At 57.4% G+C, this 14,682-nt stretch carries 19 protein-coding genes and 1 tRNA gene; 12 read left to right on the forward strand and 8 right to left on the reverse strand.

Annotated features, from left to right (window positions below; all coding sequences use genetic code 11):
* Positions 1-381: phospholipase D-like domain-containing protein (locus F568_RS25235; protein WP_040475923.1), on the forward strand; the 381-nt coding region annotated here is incomplete at its 5' end.
* Positions 382-446: 65 nt separating this feature from the next.
* Here the strand turns inward: F568_RS25235 and F568_RS0104635 are convergent.
* The 3 genes from F568_RS0104635 to F568_RS0104645 all read right to left on the reverse strand — a co-directional run bounded on the left by F568_RS0104635 (position 447) and on the right by F568_RS0104645 (position 2,406).
* A complete protein-coding gene (locus F568_RS0104635) occupies positions 447-1,154 on the reverse strand; it encodes a hypothetical protein (protein ID WP_019017541.1) in 708 nt (235 codons plus the stop codon).
* A gap of 121 nt (positions 1,155-1,275) precedes the next feature.
* Complete coding sequence (locus F568_RS0104640) at positions 1,276-2,019, reverse strand: Crp/Fnr family transcriptional regulator (RefSeq protein WP_019017542.1); 744 nt, start codon at positions 2,017-2,019, stop codon at positions 1,276-1,278.
* A 165-nt stretch (positions 2,020-2,184) separates the two neighbouring features.
* Positions 2,185-2,406 (reverse strand): hypothetical protein, encoded by a 222-nt coding sequence (locus F568_RS0104645; RefSeq protein ID WP_019017543.1) that lies wholly within the window; start codon positions 2,404-2,406, stop codon positions 2,185-2,187.
* Positions 2,407-2,500: 94 nt separating this feature from the next.
* Between F568_RS0104645 and F568_RS22190 the strand changes: the two genes are divergently transcribed.
* A complete protein-coding gene (locus F568_RS22190) occupies positions 2,501-2,947 on the forward strand; it encodes a calcium-binding protein (RefSeq protein ID WP_019017544.1) in 447 nt (148 codons plus the stop codon).
* Positions 2,948-3,312: 365 nt separating this feature from the next.
* Here the strand turns inward: F568_RS22190 and F568_RS0104660 are convergent, their stop codons facing one another.
* Positions 3,313-5,046 (reverse strand): mechanosensitive ion channel family protein, encoded by a 1,734-nt coding sequence (locus F568_RS0104660; protein ID WP_040475946.1) that lies wholly within the window; start codon positions 5,044-5,046, stop codon positions 3,313-3,315.
* Positions 5,047-5,557: 511 nt separating this feature from the next.
* Here F568_RS0104660 and F568_RS25570 point away from each other — a divergent pair.
* Positions 5,558-5,740, forward strand: coding sequence for a hypothetical protein (locus F568_RS25570; RefSeq protein ID WP_019017547.1), 183 nt, complete (start codon positions 5,558-5,560; stop codon positions 5,738-5,740).
* Positions 5,741-5,779: 39 nt separating this feature from the next.
* On the opposite strand, the gene F568_RS24210 is transcribed toward F568_RS25570, so the two are convergent.
* The 3 genes from F568_RS24210 to F568_RS0104690 all read right to left on the reverse strand — a co-directional run bounded on the left by F568_RS24210 (position 5,780) and on the right by F568_RS0104690 (position 7,226).
* Positions 5,780-6,585, reverse strand: a protein-coding gene (locus F568_RS24210; RefSeq protein WP_371827858.1) for an IS5 family transposase whose coding sequence is annotated in 2 segments (ribosomal slippage) — positions 5,780-6,237 and positions 6,237-6,585 — 807 coding nt in all. Because the reading frame shifts where the segments join, the coding sequence is not laid out codon by codon here.
* A gap of 174 nt (positions 6,586-6,759) precedes the next feature.
* Positions 6,760-6,909, reverse strand: coding sequence for a hypothetical protein (locus F568_RS24820; RefSeq protein WP_019017550.1), 150 nt, complete (start codon positions 6,907-6,909; stop codon positions 6,760-6,762).
* 240 nt (positions 6,910-7,149) lie between these two features.
* Positions 7,150-7,226: transfer RNA gene (locus F568_RS0104690), tRNA-Pro, on the reverse strand.
* 195 nt (positions 7,227-7,421) lie between these two features.
* Here F568_RS0104690 and F568_RS0104695 point away from each other — a divergent pair.
* The 7 genes from F568_RS0104695 (at position 7,422) to F568_RS0104725 (ending at position 13,186) form a co-directional block, all read left to right on the forward strand.
* Positions 7,422-7,784 (forward strand): CidA/LrgA family protein, encoded by a 363-nt coding sequence (locus F568_RS0104695; protein WP_019017551.1) that lies wholly within the window; start codon positions 7,422-7,424, stop codon positions 7,782-7,784.
* Positions 7,781-8,509, forward strand: coding sequence for an LrgB family protein (locus F568_RS0104700; RefSeq protein ID WP_019017552.1), 729 nt, complete (start codon positions 7,781-7,783; stop codon positions 8,507-8,509). Before F568_RS0104695 ends, F568_RS0104700 begins: the two co-directional genes overlap by 4 nt.
* Positions 8,510-8,630: 121 nt before the next feature.
* Positions 8,631-8,804: a DUF2970 domain-containing protein gene (locus F568_RS24215; protein WP_019017553.1), complete on the forward strand. Its 174-nt coding sequence runs from the start codon at positions 8,631-8,633 to the stop codon at positions 8,802-8,804.
* Positions 8,805-8,927: 123 nt separating this feature from the next.
* Positions 8,928-10,046: a cytochrome c oxidase subunit II gene (gene coxB, locus F568_RS0104710; protein ID WP_019017554.1), complete on the forward strand. Its 1,119-nt coding sequence runs from the start codon at positions 8,928-8,930 to the stop codon at positions 10,044-10,046.
* Positions 10,047-10,094: 48 nt separating this feature from the next.
* Complete coding sequence (gene ctaD / locus F568_RS0104715) at positions 10,095-11,729, forward strand: cytochrome c oxidase subunit I (protein ID WP_019017555.1); 1,635 nt, start codon at positions 10,095-10,097, stop codon at positions 11,727-11,729.
* A gap of 36 nt (positions 11,730-11,765) precedes the next feature.
* A complete protein-coding gene (locus tag F568_RS0104720; protein WP_019017556.1) occupies positions 11,766-12,329 on the forward strand; it encodes a cytochrome c oxidase assembly protein in 564 nt (187 codons plus the stop codon).
* On the forward strand, positions 12,326-13,186 hold the full coding sequence (locus tag F568_RS0104725) for a cytochrome c oxidase subunit 3 (RefSeq protein ID WP_019017557.1): 861 nt from the start codon (positions 12,326-12,328) through the stop codon (positions 13,184-13,186). Before F568_RS0104720 ends, F568_RS0104725 begins: the two co-directional genes overlap by 4 nt.
* A gap of 6 nt (positions 13,187-13,192) precedes the next feature.
* On the opposite strand, the gene F568_RS0104730 is transcribed toward F568_RS0104725, so the two are convergent.
* Entirely contained in the window at positions 13,193-13,390 is a 198-nt protein-coding gene (locus tag F568_RS0104730; protein WP_019017558.1) for a DUF2909 domain-containing protein, read from the reverse strand.
* On the opposite strand from F568_RS0104730, the gene F568_RS0104735 reads away from it, so the two are divergent.
* A complete protein-coding gene (locus F568_RS0104735) occupies positions 13,389-14,120 on the forward strand; it encodes an SURF1 family protein (protein ID WP_019017559.1) in 732 nt (243 codons plus the stop codon). The two genes, F568_RS0104730 and F568_RS0104735, sit on opposite strands and share 2 nt — an antisense overlap.
* Positions 14,117-14,653, forward strand: a complete 537-nt coding sequence (locus F568_RS0104740) for a redox-active disulfide-containing membrane protein (protein ID WP_019017560.1) — start codon at positions 14,117-14,119, stop codon at positions 14,651-14,653. Before F568_RS0104735 ends, F568_RS0104740 begins: the two co-directional genes overlap by 4 nt.
* Positions 14,654-14,682 lie beyond the last annotated feature (29 nt).

The following is a 14,682-nucleotide window of genomic DNA, read 5'->3' on the forward strand; positions in this document are numbered from 1 at the left end:
GTGGATGTGCAAATCCTGGTTCCAGGCCCGCATCACAACCATCGCATGGCCCAGTTGGCGCAGGAGGATGAGTATGCCCCGCTCATACAGGCGGGAGTGCGGATGTGGGCATACCAGCCAAGCATGCTACACGCCAAGGCCGTCACGGTAGACGATACGGTCGCCTGTGTGGGCTCGGCCAATTTCGATCAGCGTTCCATGAGCAAGGATGACGAGCTGGCCCTGGTCATTCTGGACGAGGTAGTGCTGAGCGAACTCGACCGCCACTTTGAAGAAGGCCGTACACATGCCATTGAAATGCGTGCCGAAGACTACCGCCAGCGAGGCCTGCTCAGAAGGGCAAGGGCAGCGGTGGCCGGTCTGTTTCGAAACCAGACGTGACGAGCGGAACTTTTAAGCAGTTGAGCAGTGGCAGCCTTGGCCTGAGCGCGTCGTAGGCGGCATAGTTAGCCCTCGCGCTGAATCGATGACGACGCCACGTAGTTCGTCTCGTTCATCGCTTCCATATCCTTGCGCAGCCGGCGCCGCTGGCGGAGTGAGGAAAGTCGCTGGGGCTTCCAGGCACTGGGTACCAGGGTATATTTTTCCTCGCCTTCTTCGTGCTTGAGCTCAAAGCGACGCTCCGCCCCAATCGGCCGGTCTTCCGGGCCGTAGATGCCGATCATGCGAATGGTCAGGCTCTGCAGGCATAGATCGCTTTTGGGGCGGTAACCCTGCATTTCGATGCCGGCTTCCCTGGCCAGGCGATGGACCAGGTCGCTGAAAGTACCGATGTGCATGAAGTCGCCGGAAGTCAGCGGGCCTTCCCGGGTGTAATCGCTCACCTTCCCTAGCTCCTGGCCAGCCTCGCTGTCCGGATCGTCTCCCTGGTTGGCTTTCTGATTGAAATCGGTCACGTCCATGGTGACTGTGCCGCGTGAGGTTTCCAATTCGACGATGATGTACTCGACGAAGATCGCCTCGGCGCTCATGTTGCTAATGATGCACAGCGCGTCGACATCCCTCTTTCTGCCACGATTGATGACTATCCGGGGGCGGCGCTGGCGTCGAAACCCAAAATACAACAGCTGCGCATAGACCAACCAAATGATCAGCGTGCCGAAGCTGGTTACAACGCCCAAGGCCTGGGAATGTTGTGAAATCCAGTTGAGCATAAGCCGCCCTCCCTGTCGGCCGTACTGCGATCAGTTAACAAGCAAGCCCAGTACAGCTAACAAAACTGTTATAGCAATATTCGGAGCCCCCAGCCTCTGTTCGGTAGGCCACTGCTGGGGTTCATGCGGCGCCGGCCTCTTCCAGGTGAAGGTAGAGCGGATCGAAATCGCCCGCTTCCTTCAGCTTCTCCCAGTCAGGGACGATGACCTGCTTTCCCTTGGTCTGGATCAGGCCATCGGCACGAAGCGCCTGGAGAACCCGGTTCATGTGGACCGAGCTGGTCCCAATCGCATCCGCCAGCTCAACTTGGGTAATCGGTAGATCGAAAGTGTCGCCCTCACCAAGCCCCACCGCCTTCAGGCGAATCAGGAGCTCGCAGAAAAGATGGGCCATCCGGGAATAGGCCTCACGCTGCCCGTTGTTGAGGAGCCACTCCCGGTGGATCGAGGCGTGCACTAGCGTCTCGCGCCAGAAGACGGCAGTGAGGCGGGGGTAACGCTCGCACACACAGCGCATGTCATCATGCTGGATGAACCCGACCGTGCAGGGGCTGATCGAGGCAAGGCTGATGTCCATAGTTTTCAGGTGTAGGCTTTGCAAGTCCGGAATATCACCGGGAACATGTAGGGCCACGAGCTGACGCTTACCCTCGGAGGTCAGCTTATAGACACAGCTGAAGCCCTCATGAATCAGACAGCATTGGGAAGGTCGGTCACCGACACGTACGATGTCTCGACCAGCTTTGAGGGTGGTAACCTGTATCGGCAAGTTCTGGAGCGCCTGCTTCTCCTCGTCGGCGAAGGCGAAGATGCTTTCCAGCTTGAGGATCATCAGGGTGTTGGGGGAAAGAGACCCTGCGGTCATGCTTGCGCTCCGTGTCTGAGACAGGAATGAAGCCTCTGGCCACTGTGTGTATCTGCTCGGTTGATTTGAGCCATTTCTAGCTCAAGCATAGATTATGACGCACAGCCGAATACTTGGGCAGACGGCAACTGCTGTTGCTCCGGCTCGGTAGGCATTCCACTGAGGCTAGGATGAACTCGGGTCGTTATCCTGGCTTGGATCCATGTCTGCTTCTCCTTTCTTCGCTGCTGCATCTGAAGATTGCATATGGCGCCTTTCAGCTTCGGCCCTCTCGAGACTGTCGTAGTTGCCTAGGCTTGATCCAGTATCGCTGTCGTAAACCTCATAGCTCTTTATGGAGCTATCCTTGCTGACGACTTCCCTGATGACTATGGCGTCCTTGAGCATTGCTAACCTTCGCTTCCATTGGGGCGTCATGTAATGACACTGAGCCAGGCATACCGTTCCTGAATATATGTATCTTCTCGTCACGGAGCAGGGGATGTGTGTAACCGAGGTAGGCATTAGCGGCCAGCACCACAATGGCAATGACAAAATAGATGGAGGCGAAGGGAATGACTCCCTCTATGGCTATAAGGGCAGTGACAAAATAGATGGTGGTGCGGGGCGTGATTATCTCGTTGGCGGCGATGGCAATGACAAATTAGATGGTAGCGAAGGGAAGGATTACCTTTATGGTAGCAAGGGCGATGATATGCTAATCGGTGGTGAGGACTCTGACACATTCCGATTTTATAGTTGGGCGGGGGAAAATGGAAACGACATAATTAAGGATTTCACCTTGGGTGAAGATGACCTGCTACTTTATGGGGCAAGCTTCGAGCTGACCCAAAAGGGTAACAACACGATTGTAAACTATGATAATGGCCAGGTTACGCTATTAGGTGTTAATTCCAATGACTTGGGAAGTAGCATTGACGTTGCCTGAAAAGACCCTTGGAAAAAAACATGTCATTAATGTTGGGGCCCGCTTATGCGGGCCTCGGCATTTCACTTTTCAGCATTTGGATTCCTTTTTAGTTATTTACTGCACCAAGCCTTCCCACCCTGCCCTTCCTTGTATGGAGTAGCTAACCCTGCCTGCATTAGCCTATCGCCCAGGCTCTCGTCATCGACGTAGACCTCAGCCAGCACGCGAAAGAAGTTGTTCCGCTCGAGGTGCCGCAACTCGATCTCACTGGCGCTGCGCAACGACTCCACTGTGGACTGCTTACAGAGCGTTTCAAAACCAGGGGCAGACGACCCTCGCCGGTGGCATCAGGCGGTGGCTATCACCACCGCCTGACGGTTGCCTCACTCCGATGGTCGCTCGGCGGAGTTGTCAGCCTCTGACTCCGAGCGGATATCTCGCTTGTCCGCGCGGGCAATATCCTGATGGCTGATGACCACTACCTCTCTCGGCCACCATTCCGGATGGTTGTTCCGAATAAATGCCATCAGTTTCTCCCGGACATGCATTTCCGCAGACCAGCCAGACATGGGGTCGGTCGTCATCAGGTAACAGGCGACTGTCAGAGCCGTGCCGGTTTGTCCCGTCACGTAGCACAACAGCTTGTGATGCTCGATGACGCTGTCTTCTTCCTTGGCGTACTCGATAAACTTTTCCCTGATGAGCTCAATATCGGCGCTCAGATGGACGGTCATTTCCAGAGTTCTGTACTCCTTCGCACTTTTGACAGAGAAGTTTTCGAAGGGCTTGGAGACGAAGTACGTGACTGGCACGATCAAACGCCGCTCATTCCAGATTCTCAAGCGAATGAAGGTATAAAAGATGCCTTCCACATAGCACCACTGACCTTCAAACATCACCAGGTCGCCGATGCGGATGGGCTTTGCCAACGACACCTGAAACGAGGAGATGATATTGCTGAGCACAGCCTGGCCCGCAATACCTATCAGCACCGTCAGCACACTAGCCGACGCCAACAGGGACAGGCCCAGCGACTCGAAGAGCTGAATCTGCCCCAGCACATAGATCGAAACAGCGGTAACCGCGATCAGGATGATGACCCGCCGCAAGGCGTAAAGCGATGTCAGTAATTTACGCTCGTCCTTGGGTTTGGTGTCATCGATCTGCCCTACAAGACGCCGCGTCATTCTCAGCATGATGGTGTCCACCAGGCGGAGCGCGACCGTACCGACACCCCAGGCCAGAATGGCAATCAGCAGCACCCGGAGGGACGTGGTTATCACGGCCGAGAAGGACACCACATAGTCCAGCAGCGCCTGAGTAATTACCGACATGACGATGAGCGCCATGGGTCCCCTGATCCGGTCGGTAAAGATGGTCGGTGAACCGGAAGGCAACCAATGAGCCGTCATCCCGACCAGGCTATAGATCCCCCATCCCAACAGGCCAATCGCCAGCAGAAAAATTGGAATGGCTATCCATTCCCAAATCCTGAGCGGCCCAAACGAGTCCTTGAAACGCTCCGGGATATATTCCTCAAGCAATGAGGGACCGTATTCCTCATAAAGCCCCGGGATCGACGACACGCCGTCCGGCATGACCAACCAGACTGGCTCCTCATCGCCCACTCGATATCGGCCCAGACGAATATCGTAAGTTTCGCCCTTGGCTGTAAGTGAAGCCAGCTTGATATTTCGCCGCGGTTCGCCAGCCTGGGGATGCTGCCCCGCCGGGTCCTCGATGGCAGCATCCTGACGCCCGGAGAGGCTGGAGATGTTGAGCCACTCGCCACGTCTGAGCACCTCAGACAATTGCCTGGCTAACTGGGGCCCTCGCTCTTGCTGCTCAGCCGGGGGCAGGTTGGAAAGGTTGAGAACATGCGCTGCTGCCGCAAACTCTCCCTTCTCGGTAAGGTCCAGAAAACTTCGGATCGCTTCACGTGGAGTCAGGCGCTTGACCGCCTCGGGTGGCTCATCAAGACCCGCATTTAGCGAATCGACAGAGAACCATTGTCTATCCTCACTCTCGCTTCCCTGCGATTGCGCCACACACAGGCTGGAAAACGTTAATGCCACTGCGACCACCAGCCACAGCAGCCATGAGCCAGTTGTCTTCATACGCGCCTTACCGTTCAGATGGGCCATCCATGTAAGCCACCGCAGATCGATCCCGATCCGACCGGGCCCTATCTTTATAGGCTACCGGGTTAGTGACTGGTCGCAGTACAACTCACCGGCTGCGGTCTCGTCCAGCATTTAGACGCCTCTGCCTGGCTCGGGCAACAGCCAGCAAGACCGTCAACTACACGCCCTCTGGCCACTTTGGTGAAAATTCCATGAGCAAACTACACTTTGGCTGAATGTTCATGATTTCAGCGCTGGGAGAAGGTCCGGCCCCAAGCGACGTCTACTTGCATGGACAGCAAAAGGAGCTTGCCGTGACAGCCACTGCCGAACGAACGTATCGAAGCGGGCTGCATCCGCTACATGGCATATTGCTTGCCGGAACCGTTCCGCTCGGCTTCGACTTCTCTACGCCCGCTATGGGTGACGAATTCGCGGAGGGTGTCTTCATCGGCGAGCACGGCAGTTGGAACCGTGCGGACCCCGTTGGCTCAAGGTGGTCTTCGTGCCCTTCAGCAACGGCCAGCCTGACGGCGACCCCATCGATTTCGTTACTGGATTCCTCACGGATGACAACAAGACTCGCGGCCGGCCGGTCGGCGTGACCGTCGCCCCGGACGGCGCCGCCATTATCGCAGATGACCTTTCCAACACCGTCTGGCGGGTGACGCCTAAGGGTAATCAGTGATCTCGGCATCTATATGAAAGTACGATTAAAGAGCGCCTTTCAAAACCTGCCTTGGAGCTTATTTAGACAGACCAGGGAGCAGCCCAGCAGCGTAGAGGCATAATGGATATCGACTCGTATTTCATAGCGAGTGGTGAGTCGCTTCATCCGGCCCAGCCAGGCAAAGGTTCGCTCGACAACCCAGCGATGACACCCGAGCCGCTGACTATCCTCTACACCTCGACGGGCAATGCGGGGCTGAATGCCACGCCGCCGGTACGCTCGGCGGCAACGTCGATGATCATATGCCTTGTCCGCATGGAGTTTGTCGGGGCGACGGCGAGGCCGCCCCGGCCGGCCCGACGAAACCGATGGAACGCTATCGAGTAGAGCCGCCAATGGCACACTATCGTTCATGTTGGCTCCCGAGAGCAGGACAGCCAACGGGACTCCCTGGCGATCGGTCAGAAGGTGCCGCTTGGTGCCGGGTCTCCCTCGGTCTGTCGGATTGGGCCCGATCGCTGAGCCCCTTTTTTTGCGGGTAGAGACGCGCTGTCCATACAAGCTCGCTCCCAATCAAGCTGATCCGCGTGCTGTAAATTTTCCAGCAGCGTCTGATGCAAGCGCTCCCAGACGCCCGCTTCATGCCAGTCACGCAGGCGCCGCCAGCAGGTCACGCCCGAACCACAGCCCATCTCTTGAGGAAGCATCTCCCAGGGAATGCCCGAGCGCAGGACGAACAGGATGCCTGTCAGGGCCGCACGATTGGAAACGGGAGGCCGGCCGCCACGCGGCTTGGGCTGAGTCGGAGGCAGTAGCGGTTCGACGATTGACCAGAGTTCATCGGATACGATCTTCTTAGCCATACCGAAAATCTAGGAATGGCTGGAGCCGCTTTCAAGGTTTTGAAAGGCACTCTTAGCCTGCCTGGCCAGCGCTTTCTCTCGTTCTTTCTCAACCTCCGTGTCGCATCGGCTGCGTAGCTCAGGCGCATTGATGCTCAAGACCCTAACTGGGATCCGTTCGCCGATAATCAGCGGTCAGCCATCGATAATGGCTCTGAAGGTGTCGGCATCGTAGATGCTGATGACCTCGGAAATCGTGGCGTTGCCATATTCGGCTAGGGCGAGCGAGGGGAGGAGACAGGCAACGATCGCAGCCAGTGTCCGCTTTTTTCCCGTGGTGTCCATCTGGTGTCCGCTTTCAGTTTATCGAGTAGCGAGTCGGAGGCGGAGGGTCTGGAAGGGCTCTTGGGCGGAGCTTTTCTGGCGCTCCATCAGGATTCGAACCTGAGACCTTCCCCATAGGAAGGGCGCGCCCTATGGGCTCTAGGTGCCGTTGAGTTTTGAGATTATTTTGGGAGTTTTTTGAGAGCAAAAAAAAGCCGCCACCCGGCATAATCCGTAAGTGGCGGTTTTTCTTAATTTATTTGGTCGGAGCGACAGGATTCGAACCTGCGACCTCTGCAACCCCATTGCAGCGCGCTACCAAGCTGCGCCACGCTCCGTCAATTTCGCATTTGCGGGAGCCCCCGCAGCGAACGAGGCATATACTAACGATTTTCCTGCCAATTGCAACCTTGCATTTTGCTTTTCTTTCAATCGCTTGGCGTGGCCATGTCAAGTCATAATCGCTGCCGGTCACCGTAGTAGACTTTCGTAGTAGAATGTCGCGTCTCGATATGAACGTAGGGGGAGAGACTATGCCATTGATCATGGGCATGAGCGTGCTGCTGGGCTGTCAGTTTCTGGGAGAGTTGTTATCCCGTGGCTTGGCCATTCCCGTACCAGGCCCGGTGCTTGGCATGGTCGTGTTATTGGTCGTTCTGTTGATTCTTGGACGTGTTCCTGATTCGCTTCGTCTCGCGGGCGAAGGACTGTTGCGGTACCTGACGCTACTGTTTGTGCCTGCCGGTGTAGGCCTGATGGTGCATTTCGAACTAATCAAGGCGGATTTCTGGGTACTGGGCATCACCTTGGTCTTGTCGACGGCGGTAACGCTGGCAGTGACTGGTAAGGTGTTGGACCGTTTGGCCAAGCGCTATGCCAAGGGGGTCGGCAAATGAATTTGGCGGCGTTAGACGCGCTGTGGGTATACCTGTCGGGAAATCCACTGCTTTCGTTATTGGCAACTCTGGTCGCTTTTACCTTGGCGACACGTATCAATCGCCTCGCCAAAGGCTCGCCTTTCGCACATCCCGTTATCGTCGCCATCGTTTTGCTGATAGGTTTTCTGCTCGTCACCGGTATCGATTATTCCACCTATTTCGAGGGAGCGCAGTTCATCCATTTCCTGCTTGGGCCAGCAACCGTAGCGTTGGCGATACCGCTATTCGATCATCGTGAGCGTGTCAGGCGTATGCTCGTGCCCATCGTCCTGGCCTGTTTGACTGGTATCGTGACTGCAGTGTCATCAACCTTGGCCATTGGTCTGGTACTGGGAGCGCGTCACGAGACGTTGCTGTCGATGGCGCCACGATCAGTGACATCACCCATTGCCATGGGCATTGCCGAGCAGATTGGCGGCATTCCTTCCTTGGCGGCGGGGCTCGTACTTCTGACCGGCTCGGTCGGGTGTGCGTTGGGGCCATGGCTATTTCGCCAGCTACGCATCGAGGATCCCAGTGTCCAGGGGTTTACGATGGGGTTGGCCGCTCATGGTTTTGGCACGGCGCAATCGTTTGCCTCGCTGGGGGCCATGGCTGGCGCCTTTGCGGGCTTGGCGATGGGGCTGACCGGCATGGTGACCGCGTTTATCTTGCCAATGGTCGTCAGCCTGTTCGGCCTTTGAACGACCCTGGTAATGGTTCCCGCTCGTTGAAAGTCCATGATGTGACACCCTCAATCAACGGCTACGCTCCAGAAAGAACAGCCAACCAGTCAGCCTGACGGACTCGCAGGCGGGAGGCACGATGTGGAGCGTCATCAAGTCGGTATTGGCCGCTTTCTTCGGTGTACAGAAAGAGCAGCAGCGTCAGCACGACTTCAATCAAGGAAAGCCGATGGCATTCATCGCAACTGGGATTGTGCTCGCCGTGGTACTGGTCGTCGCTGTTTTTCTAGTCGCAACCGTAGCATCTCGGTAACCGGCGTTAATCTTTCGTCGGTAATGACCGCTAAATCACAGAGCTCTTCTATACTTTGACAAGCACGTCCTAATCTAGCTCTACCACTCGCTCCGGCTCATTAGAACAATCAAGGAGGAGTCGATGCGCAAGACGTCTGTTCTAGCTGCCCTGGTTGCCGGGGTGGCCGGGTTCGAGCGCAACGCTCTGGCCAATGAATGGAACATGCCGGTCGGGGTGACGGAAGTCAGCCGTCACGTCTATGGCTTGCACATGACCATCTTCTGGATTTGTGTCGTGATTGGGGCCGTCGTGTTCAGCGTAATGTTCTATTCGCTGTTCCGTTACCGGCGGTCTAAAGGTGCAAAGGCGGCGAATTTTCATGAGCACACCACCGTCGAAATCTTCTGGACGGCCGTACCCCTGTTGATCCTTGTCGCCATGGCGATCCCTGCCACAGCCACCTTGCGCCATATGTACGATGCCACCGAAGCCGAGCTCGACGTGATGGTGACCGGGCATCAGTGGCGCTGGCATTACGATTATATCGGCGAGGACGTCAACTACTTCTCCAATCTGGCTACTCCGCGGGAACAGATCGACGGAACGCAGGCCAAGGATGCCAACTATTTGCTGGAAGTCGATCAACCTCTCGTGCTCCCGGTGGAGCGTAAGGTGAGGCTCTTGATGACCTCGTCGGACGTTATCCACTCCTGGTGGGTGCCCGACCTGGCCGTAAAGAAGGATGCCATTCCCGGGTTCGTCAATGAAGCCTGGACGCGTATCGATGAGCCGGGAATCTACCGTGGTCAATGTGCCGAACTGTGCGGTAAGGATCATGCGTTCATGCCAGTGGTCGTTCACGCCATGGCTCAGGACGAGTTCGATACCTGGCTGGCCGAACGCAAGCAGGAGGCTGCCGCGGCGGCGAGCGGTGTTGACCGCAACTGGACCTTGCCGGAGCTAATGGAACGTGGTGAGCAAGTCTATGGCTCCATTTGTGCGTCCTGCCATCAACCCGAGGGGCAAGGCCTGCCGCCGACGTTCCCGGCGCTGGCGAACAACCAGGCCCTGCTGGACGATCTCGAGCACCATATCGATACCGTCGTCAACGGTGTTGCCGGTACGCCCATGCCGGCTTTCAGTGGCACGTTGAATGCCGTGGACATCGCGGCCGTGATCACATATGAGCGTAATGCCTGGGGTAACGACACCGGCGATATCGTCCAGCCGTCGGCCATCCAGGCGCAACTCTCACCCTAGGATTTTTTCGATCCGCTGCATGGCATATCCAATCCGGGAGGAGACGTCATGGCCCCCAAGATACCCCCCAAGGCAAGGCTCGAACATAGCGAGAGCGTCACGGGCGGTGCCGCGGTCGATGAACATGAGCATCATCCGAGTGGTCCGCTACGTTGGTTGCTGACAACCAACCACAAGGAAATCGGCACGCTTTATCTGATTTTTTCACTGACCATGTTCTTGATCGGCGGCGTAATGGCGCTGGTGATTCGGGTGGAACTTTTTCAGCCTGGACTGCAGTTGGTCAGGCCCGAATTCTTCAACCAGATGACAACCATGCATGGTTTGATCATGGTGTTTGGTGCCGTGATGCCAGGGTTCGTCGGGCTTGCCAACTGGATGGTGCCGCTACAAATCGGTGCGCCGGACATGGCACTTCCGCGGCTCAACAACTTCAGCTTTTGGCTACTGCCGGTGGCTTTCCTTCTGCTGCTGTCGACCTTGCTGATGCCGGGTGGCGGGCCGAATTTCGGCTGGACGTTCTATGCGCCGCTCTCGACCACATATTCACCACCTTCGACGACCTTCTTCATCTTGTCCCTGCACATGGCCGGCATCAGCTCGATTCTTGGTGCAATCAATATCATCGCGACCATCCTGAATCTGCGTGCCCCAGGCATGCGGTTAATGGACATGACGCTGTTCGTTTGGACCTGGCTGATTACTGCTTTCCTCTTGATCGCCGTCATGCCGGTGTTGGCAGGGGTGATCACCATGATGTTAATGGACATAAACTTCGGAACCAGTTTCTTTAACGCGGCCGGTGGTGGCGACCCGGTGTTGTTCCAGCATCTTTTCTGGTTCTTCGGGCATCCCGAGGTCTACATCATGATCCTGCCAGCCTTTGGCATCATTTCGATAATCGTGCCGACCTTCGCCCGTAAGCCATTATTCGGCTATGCCTCGATGGTATATGCCACAGCGTCCATTGCCATCCTGTCCTTCCTCGTTTGGGCGCATCATATGTTCTCGGTAGGGCTGCCGCTCATCGCTGAACTGTTCTTCATGTATACGACGATGTTGATCGCAGTGCCTACCGGGGTGAAAGTCTTCAACTGGATCACGACCCTGTTCCGTGGCTCGATTACCTTCGAGACGCCCATGCTGTTTTCTCTGGCATTTATCGTGCTGTTCACCATCGGGGGCTTTTCGGGCCTGATGTTGGCCATCGCGCCTGCGGATTTCCAGTATCACGACACCTACTTCGTGGTGGCGCATTTCCACTATGTGCTTGTCCCTGGCGCTGTCTTCTCGATCATGGCGGCCGTCTACTACTGGCTGCCCAAGTGGACTGGCCACTACCCGGATGAGCGCATCGGGCGCTGGCACTTCTGGCTGTCGGTAATCGGGGTCAACCTGTTGTTCTTTCCGATGCATTTCGCCGGTCTGGCGGGGATGCCGCGGCGCATTCCCGACTATGCGTTGCAATTCGCCGACTTCAACATGGCTTCAAGCATCGGAGGCTTCCTGTTTGGCTTTTCGCAGTTGCTGTTCGTCTGGGTCGTCATCAAGTGCGTAAGGGGGGGCGAGACGGCGCCGGCCAAAGCGTGGGATGGCGCCACTGACCTGGAGTGGAGCGTGCCGAGTCCGGCGCCGCTGCATACCTTCGAAACACCGCCGGATCTTCGTCGAGTCGCAGGCTGACGCGTTGTCGTCGGCGCTGAGCGGCAGGAGGCAGTCATGACACCGGTACAACGCACTGTCACCAAGACGCTGGTGGCGCTGGTAGCGATGGTCGGGTTCACCATCGCGCTGGTACCGCTTTACGACGTGTTCTGCCAAATAACAGGGCTCAATGGGCGTGCGGCCAGTGAGCCCAAGGCTTTTGCCAGTGGTAACGTCGATGAGTCGCGCTACGTGACGGTGCAGTTCATTACCCGTAAGGGCAGCGGACTGCCTTGGCGGCTGGAAGCGTTGGATAACCAGATTCGTGTGCATCCTGGCCAAGCCTATGAGGTGGATTTCGTATTCACCAATTACGGCAAGGTGGCCTATCGCGGCAGAGCCGTGCCCAGTATCAGTCCGGGCGAGGCGTCACTTCATCTTCGTAAGGTGACCTGCTTCTGCTTCCAGGAGCAGCGCCTCGAGGCGGGCGAACGGGTTCAGCTCCCCATGGTCTTCCAGCTTTCACGCGACCTTCCCGAGAGCGTCCATACCGTGACGCTCGCCTATACCCTCTATCCGATCACAGATCATATGGCCGCCAGCAATAACGGGGCGATCAGCCAAGGAGGCGACGCATGAGTGGAGGCAGCTATTACGTTCCCGCCAGCAGTAAATGGCCGGTACTGGCCGGGCTAGCGCTGGGACTATTCATGATCGGCACGGGCGTCTGGTTGGTCTTCGATCAGGCCAGCTACCTGGTCGCTCTCGGGGCGTTGGCGATCGTCACGGTGATGGCCTTGTGGTTTCGCGATGTTGTGAGGGAATCGCAGAGCGGGCTCTACGATGAACAGATGGACCGCTCCTTTCGCTGGGGCATGGGCTGGTTCATCTTTTCCGAAGTGATGTTCTTCGCCGCATTCTTCGGCGCGCTGTTCTACGTTCGGGTGTTTGCCGTGCCATGGCTCGACGGTGAAGGCGCCAAGGGCGTCAGCGCTCTGTTATGGCCAGACTTCGTGGCCAGTTGGCCACTCATGAACCCACCTGACAGCAGTGTTGCCGGCCCGCGTGAAGTGGCCGACCCCTGGCAACTCCCGTTAGTCAATACGCTGTTTCTGGTGGTGTCCAGCATCACGCTGACGATCGCCCATGAGGGGCTGAAAGAAGGCTACCGGGACAGTGCCCGTAACTGCCTGGCAGTGACGATAGTCCTTGGTATCTGCTTTCTGTTCGTGCAGGGATTGGAGTACTACGAAGCCTACCATCACCTGGGCATTACGCTGCAGGCCGGTATCTATGGTGCGACGTTCTTCCTGCTGACAGGATTTCATGGCGCTCACGTAACCGTTGGCGCAACGATACTTATCGTCATGCTCTGGCGGTTGCGTCGAGGACATTTCACTCCTGACAACCACTTCGGGTTCGAGGCGGCAGCCTGGTACTGGCATTTCGTCGATGTGGTCTGGATCGGCTTATTCCTGTTCGTCTATGTCTTTTGACGTGATTCAGACGGGGCCGGCTAGTTCACCGAAGTAGAAGCCGTAAACCAGTAGGGCGACCAGCACGATGGCCAGGGTGACCCGGACCTTGAGCGAGACCAGCAAGCGCCGTGATCGGCTGTCGTCACGCAGCAGGAAACCGGCACCGACAAGCAGGCTGATGAGCATGGCAAGAAACACGACGGCAATCAGGACTTTGATCATGGGAGGTTTCCGCAACGTGGTCATGTTCAGTTCAAACAAGCCTGCGTACGGCGTCAAGTGGCAAAGCCTCTGGTGGGGATTCTGGAGTCTGATTATCGTGCTGGGCCTTTGCCTGGGAGCCTGGCAATGGCACCGGGCCGAGGAGAAGCGAGCCTACCTGGCTACGCTGGCCGATGCCCCAGTGCTGTACTCGCCGCAGCAACCGCCGCCCGAGGGGGCTCAAGTTCATCTACAAGGTCGCTTCTTGCCACAGGAGACTCGTTTTCTCGACAACCGGGTCCGAGAGGGACGGGTCGGGGTAGCCGTACTGACGCCCCTGGTGGATTCCCAGGGTCGCTGGTGGCTGGTCGATCGGGGATTCGTACCCACCGGGCCCTATCGGCTTGACCCTGACGTGGAAACGCCGGCGGGCCCGGTAGAAATCACGGGGCAATGGCAGATGGCTGGCGATACGTCGCTCTTGTTCGGCCCTAACCAGGAAGGGCGGCGACTGCAACGCATCGAGCTGGCTGCCTGGCAAGGGGTGTCCCGCTTTGCCTACGCTGGTTGGGTACACCAGGCCGAAGGTGACGGGGCATATGCCGCTTGGTGGACCCCCAACGTGATGCCGCCGTCACGGCATGTGGCGTATGCCGTGCAGTGGTGGCTGCTGGCGGTGGCTGCTGCTGCAGTGATGTGGTTCGGCAAGCGTCATGTTTCGCCTCGGCTACCCTGGGAGAGTACGCCATGACACTGCGTATCAGTCACGCAGGGCGGCAGCGTCTCAAGCTGCTGGCGCTGATTGGGCTATTTATAGGGCCGCTCATCGTGGCCTGGAGCATGGTCGAGTGGCGTGTAGGCATTCCCAACGAACGCGTGGCCAATGGGCGTTTGATGCCTGCATTACCCAATCTCGAGGAGTGGCCATTATCGGCGCCAGTGCCTGCGGTCGGTACGTTTGACTGGGTGTTGGCGTATGACTGTGAAGTGGATTGTTTGGCCGTTGCCGACCGCTGGTGGCGCCTGCACCGCGCGTTGGGGCGAGAAGCGCCACGGCTGACCAGGGTGCGCTTCGGTGGGCAGGCCGATGCGTTGCCTGGTGAGGTGCTCAGCCAATGGCGCGTGCGCCCTGCATGGAGCCGGGAGGACTCGTTGTGGTTGATCGATCCTGAGGGCCGAGTGGTGCTGAGCTACCGACCGCATCATGAGGCCGAGGATGTTCTGGAGGACTTGCGGCACTTGCTGAAGATGAATCCGCAGCCTGCCTTGGCTACCAGGGAATGAGCTGTGCCAGGAGACGATGACTGACAGGG

It is taken from the genome of Modicisalibacter luteus DSM 23508 (assembly GCF_000378505.1).
Classification (GTDB): Bacteria; Pseudomonadota; Gammaproteobacteria; order Pseudomonadales; family Halomonadaceae; genus Modicisalibacter; species Modicisalibacter luteus.

What these genes read in the sequence shown, in the direction of transcription:
- F568_RS0104740 (WP_019017560.1), top strand. Translation starts at nt 14,117, where the DNA reads ATGACACTGCGTATCAGTCACGCAGGGCGGCAGCGTCTCAAGCTGCTG.
- F568_RS0104725 (WP_019017557.1), top strand. Translation starts at nt 12,326, where the DNA reads ATGAGTGGAGGCAGCTATTACGTTCCCGCCAGCAGTAAATGGCCGGTA.
- F568_RS0104635 (WP_019017541.1), bottom strand. Translation starts at nt 1,154, where the DNA reads ATGCTCAACTGGATTTCACAACATTCCCAGGCCTTGGGCGTTGTAACC.
- F568_RS0104640 (WP_019017542.1), bottom strand. Translation starts at nt 2,019, where the DNA reads ATGACCGCAGGGTCTCTTTCCCCCAACACCCTGATGATCCTCAAGCTG.
- F568_RS0104730 (WP_019017558.1), bottom strand. Translation starts at nt 13,390, where the DNA reads ATGATCAAAGTCCTGATTGCCGTCGTGTTTCTTGCCATGCTCATCAGC.
- F568_RS22190 (WP_019017544.1), top strand. Translation starts at nt 2,501, where the DNA reads ATGTGTGTAACCGAGGTAGGCATTAGCGGCCAGCACCACAATGGCAAT.
- F568_RS24820 (WP_019017550.1), bottom strand. Translation starts at nt 6,909, where the DNA reads ATGGACACCACGGGAAAAAAGCGGACACTGGCTGCGATCGTTGCCTGT.
- F568_RS0104695 (WP_019017551.1), top strand. Translation starts at nt 7,422, where the DNA reads ATGCCATTGATCATGGGCATGAGCGTGCTGCTGGGCTGTCAGTTTCTG.
- coxB (WP_019017554.1), top strand. Translation starts at nt 8,928, where the DNA reads ATGCGCAAGACGTCTGTTCTAGCTGCCCTGGTTGCCGGGGTGGCCGGG.
- ctaD (WP_019017555.1), top strand. Translation starts at nt 10,095, where the DNA reads ATGGCCCCCAAGATACCCCCCAAGGCAAGGCTCGAACATAGCGAGAGC.
- F568_RS0104720 (WP_019017556.1), top strand. Translation starts at nt 11,766, where the DNA reads ATGACACCGGTACAACGCACTGTCACCAAGACGCTGGTGGCGCTGGTA.
- F568_RS24215 (WP_019017553.1), top strand. Translation starts at nt 8,631, where the DNA reads ATGTGGAGCGTCATCAAGTCGGTATTGGCCGCTTTCTTCGGTGTACAG.
- F568_RS0104660 (WP_040475946.1), bottom strand. Translation starts at nt 5,046, where the DNA reads ATGAAGACAACTGGCTCATGGCTGCTGTGGCTGGTGGTCGCAGTGGCA.
- F568_RS0104700 (WP_019017552.1), top strand. Translation starts at nt 7,781, where the DNA reads ATGAATTTGGCGGCGTTAGACGCGCTGTGGGTATACCTGTCGGGAAAT.
- F568_RS0104645 (WP_019017543.1), bottom strand. Translation starts at nt 2,406, where the DNA reads ATGCTCAAGGACGCCATAGTCATCAGGGAAGTCGTCAGCAAGGATAGC.
- F568_RS0104735 (WP_019017559.1), top strand. Translation starts at nt 13,389, where the DNA reads ATGGGAGGTTTCCGCAACGTGGTCATGTTCAGTTCAAACAAGCCTGCG.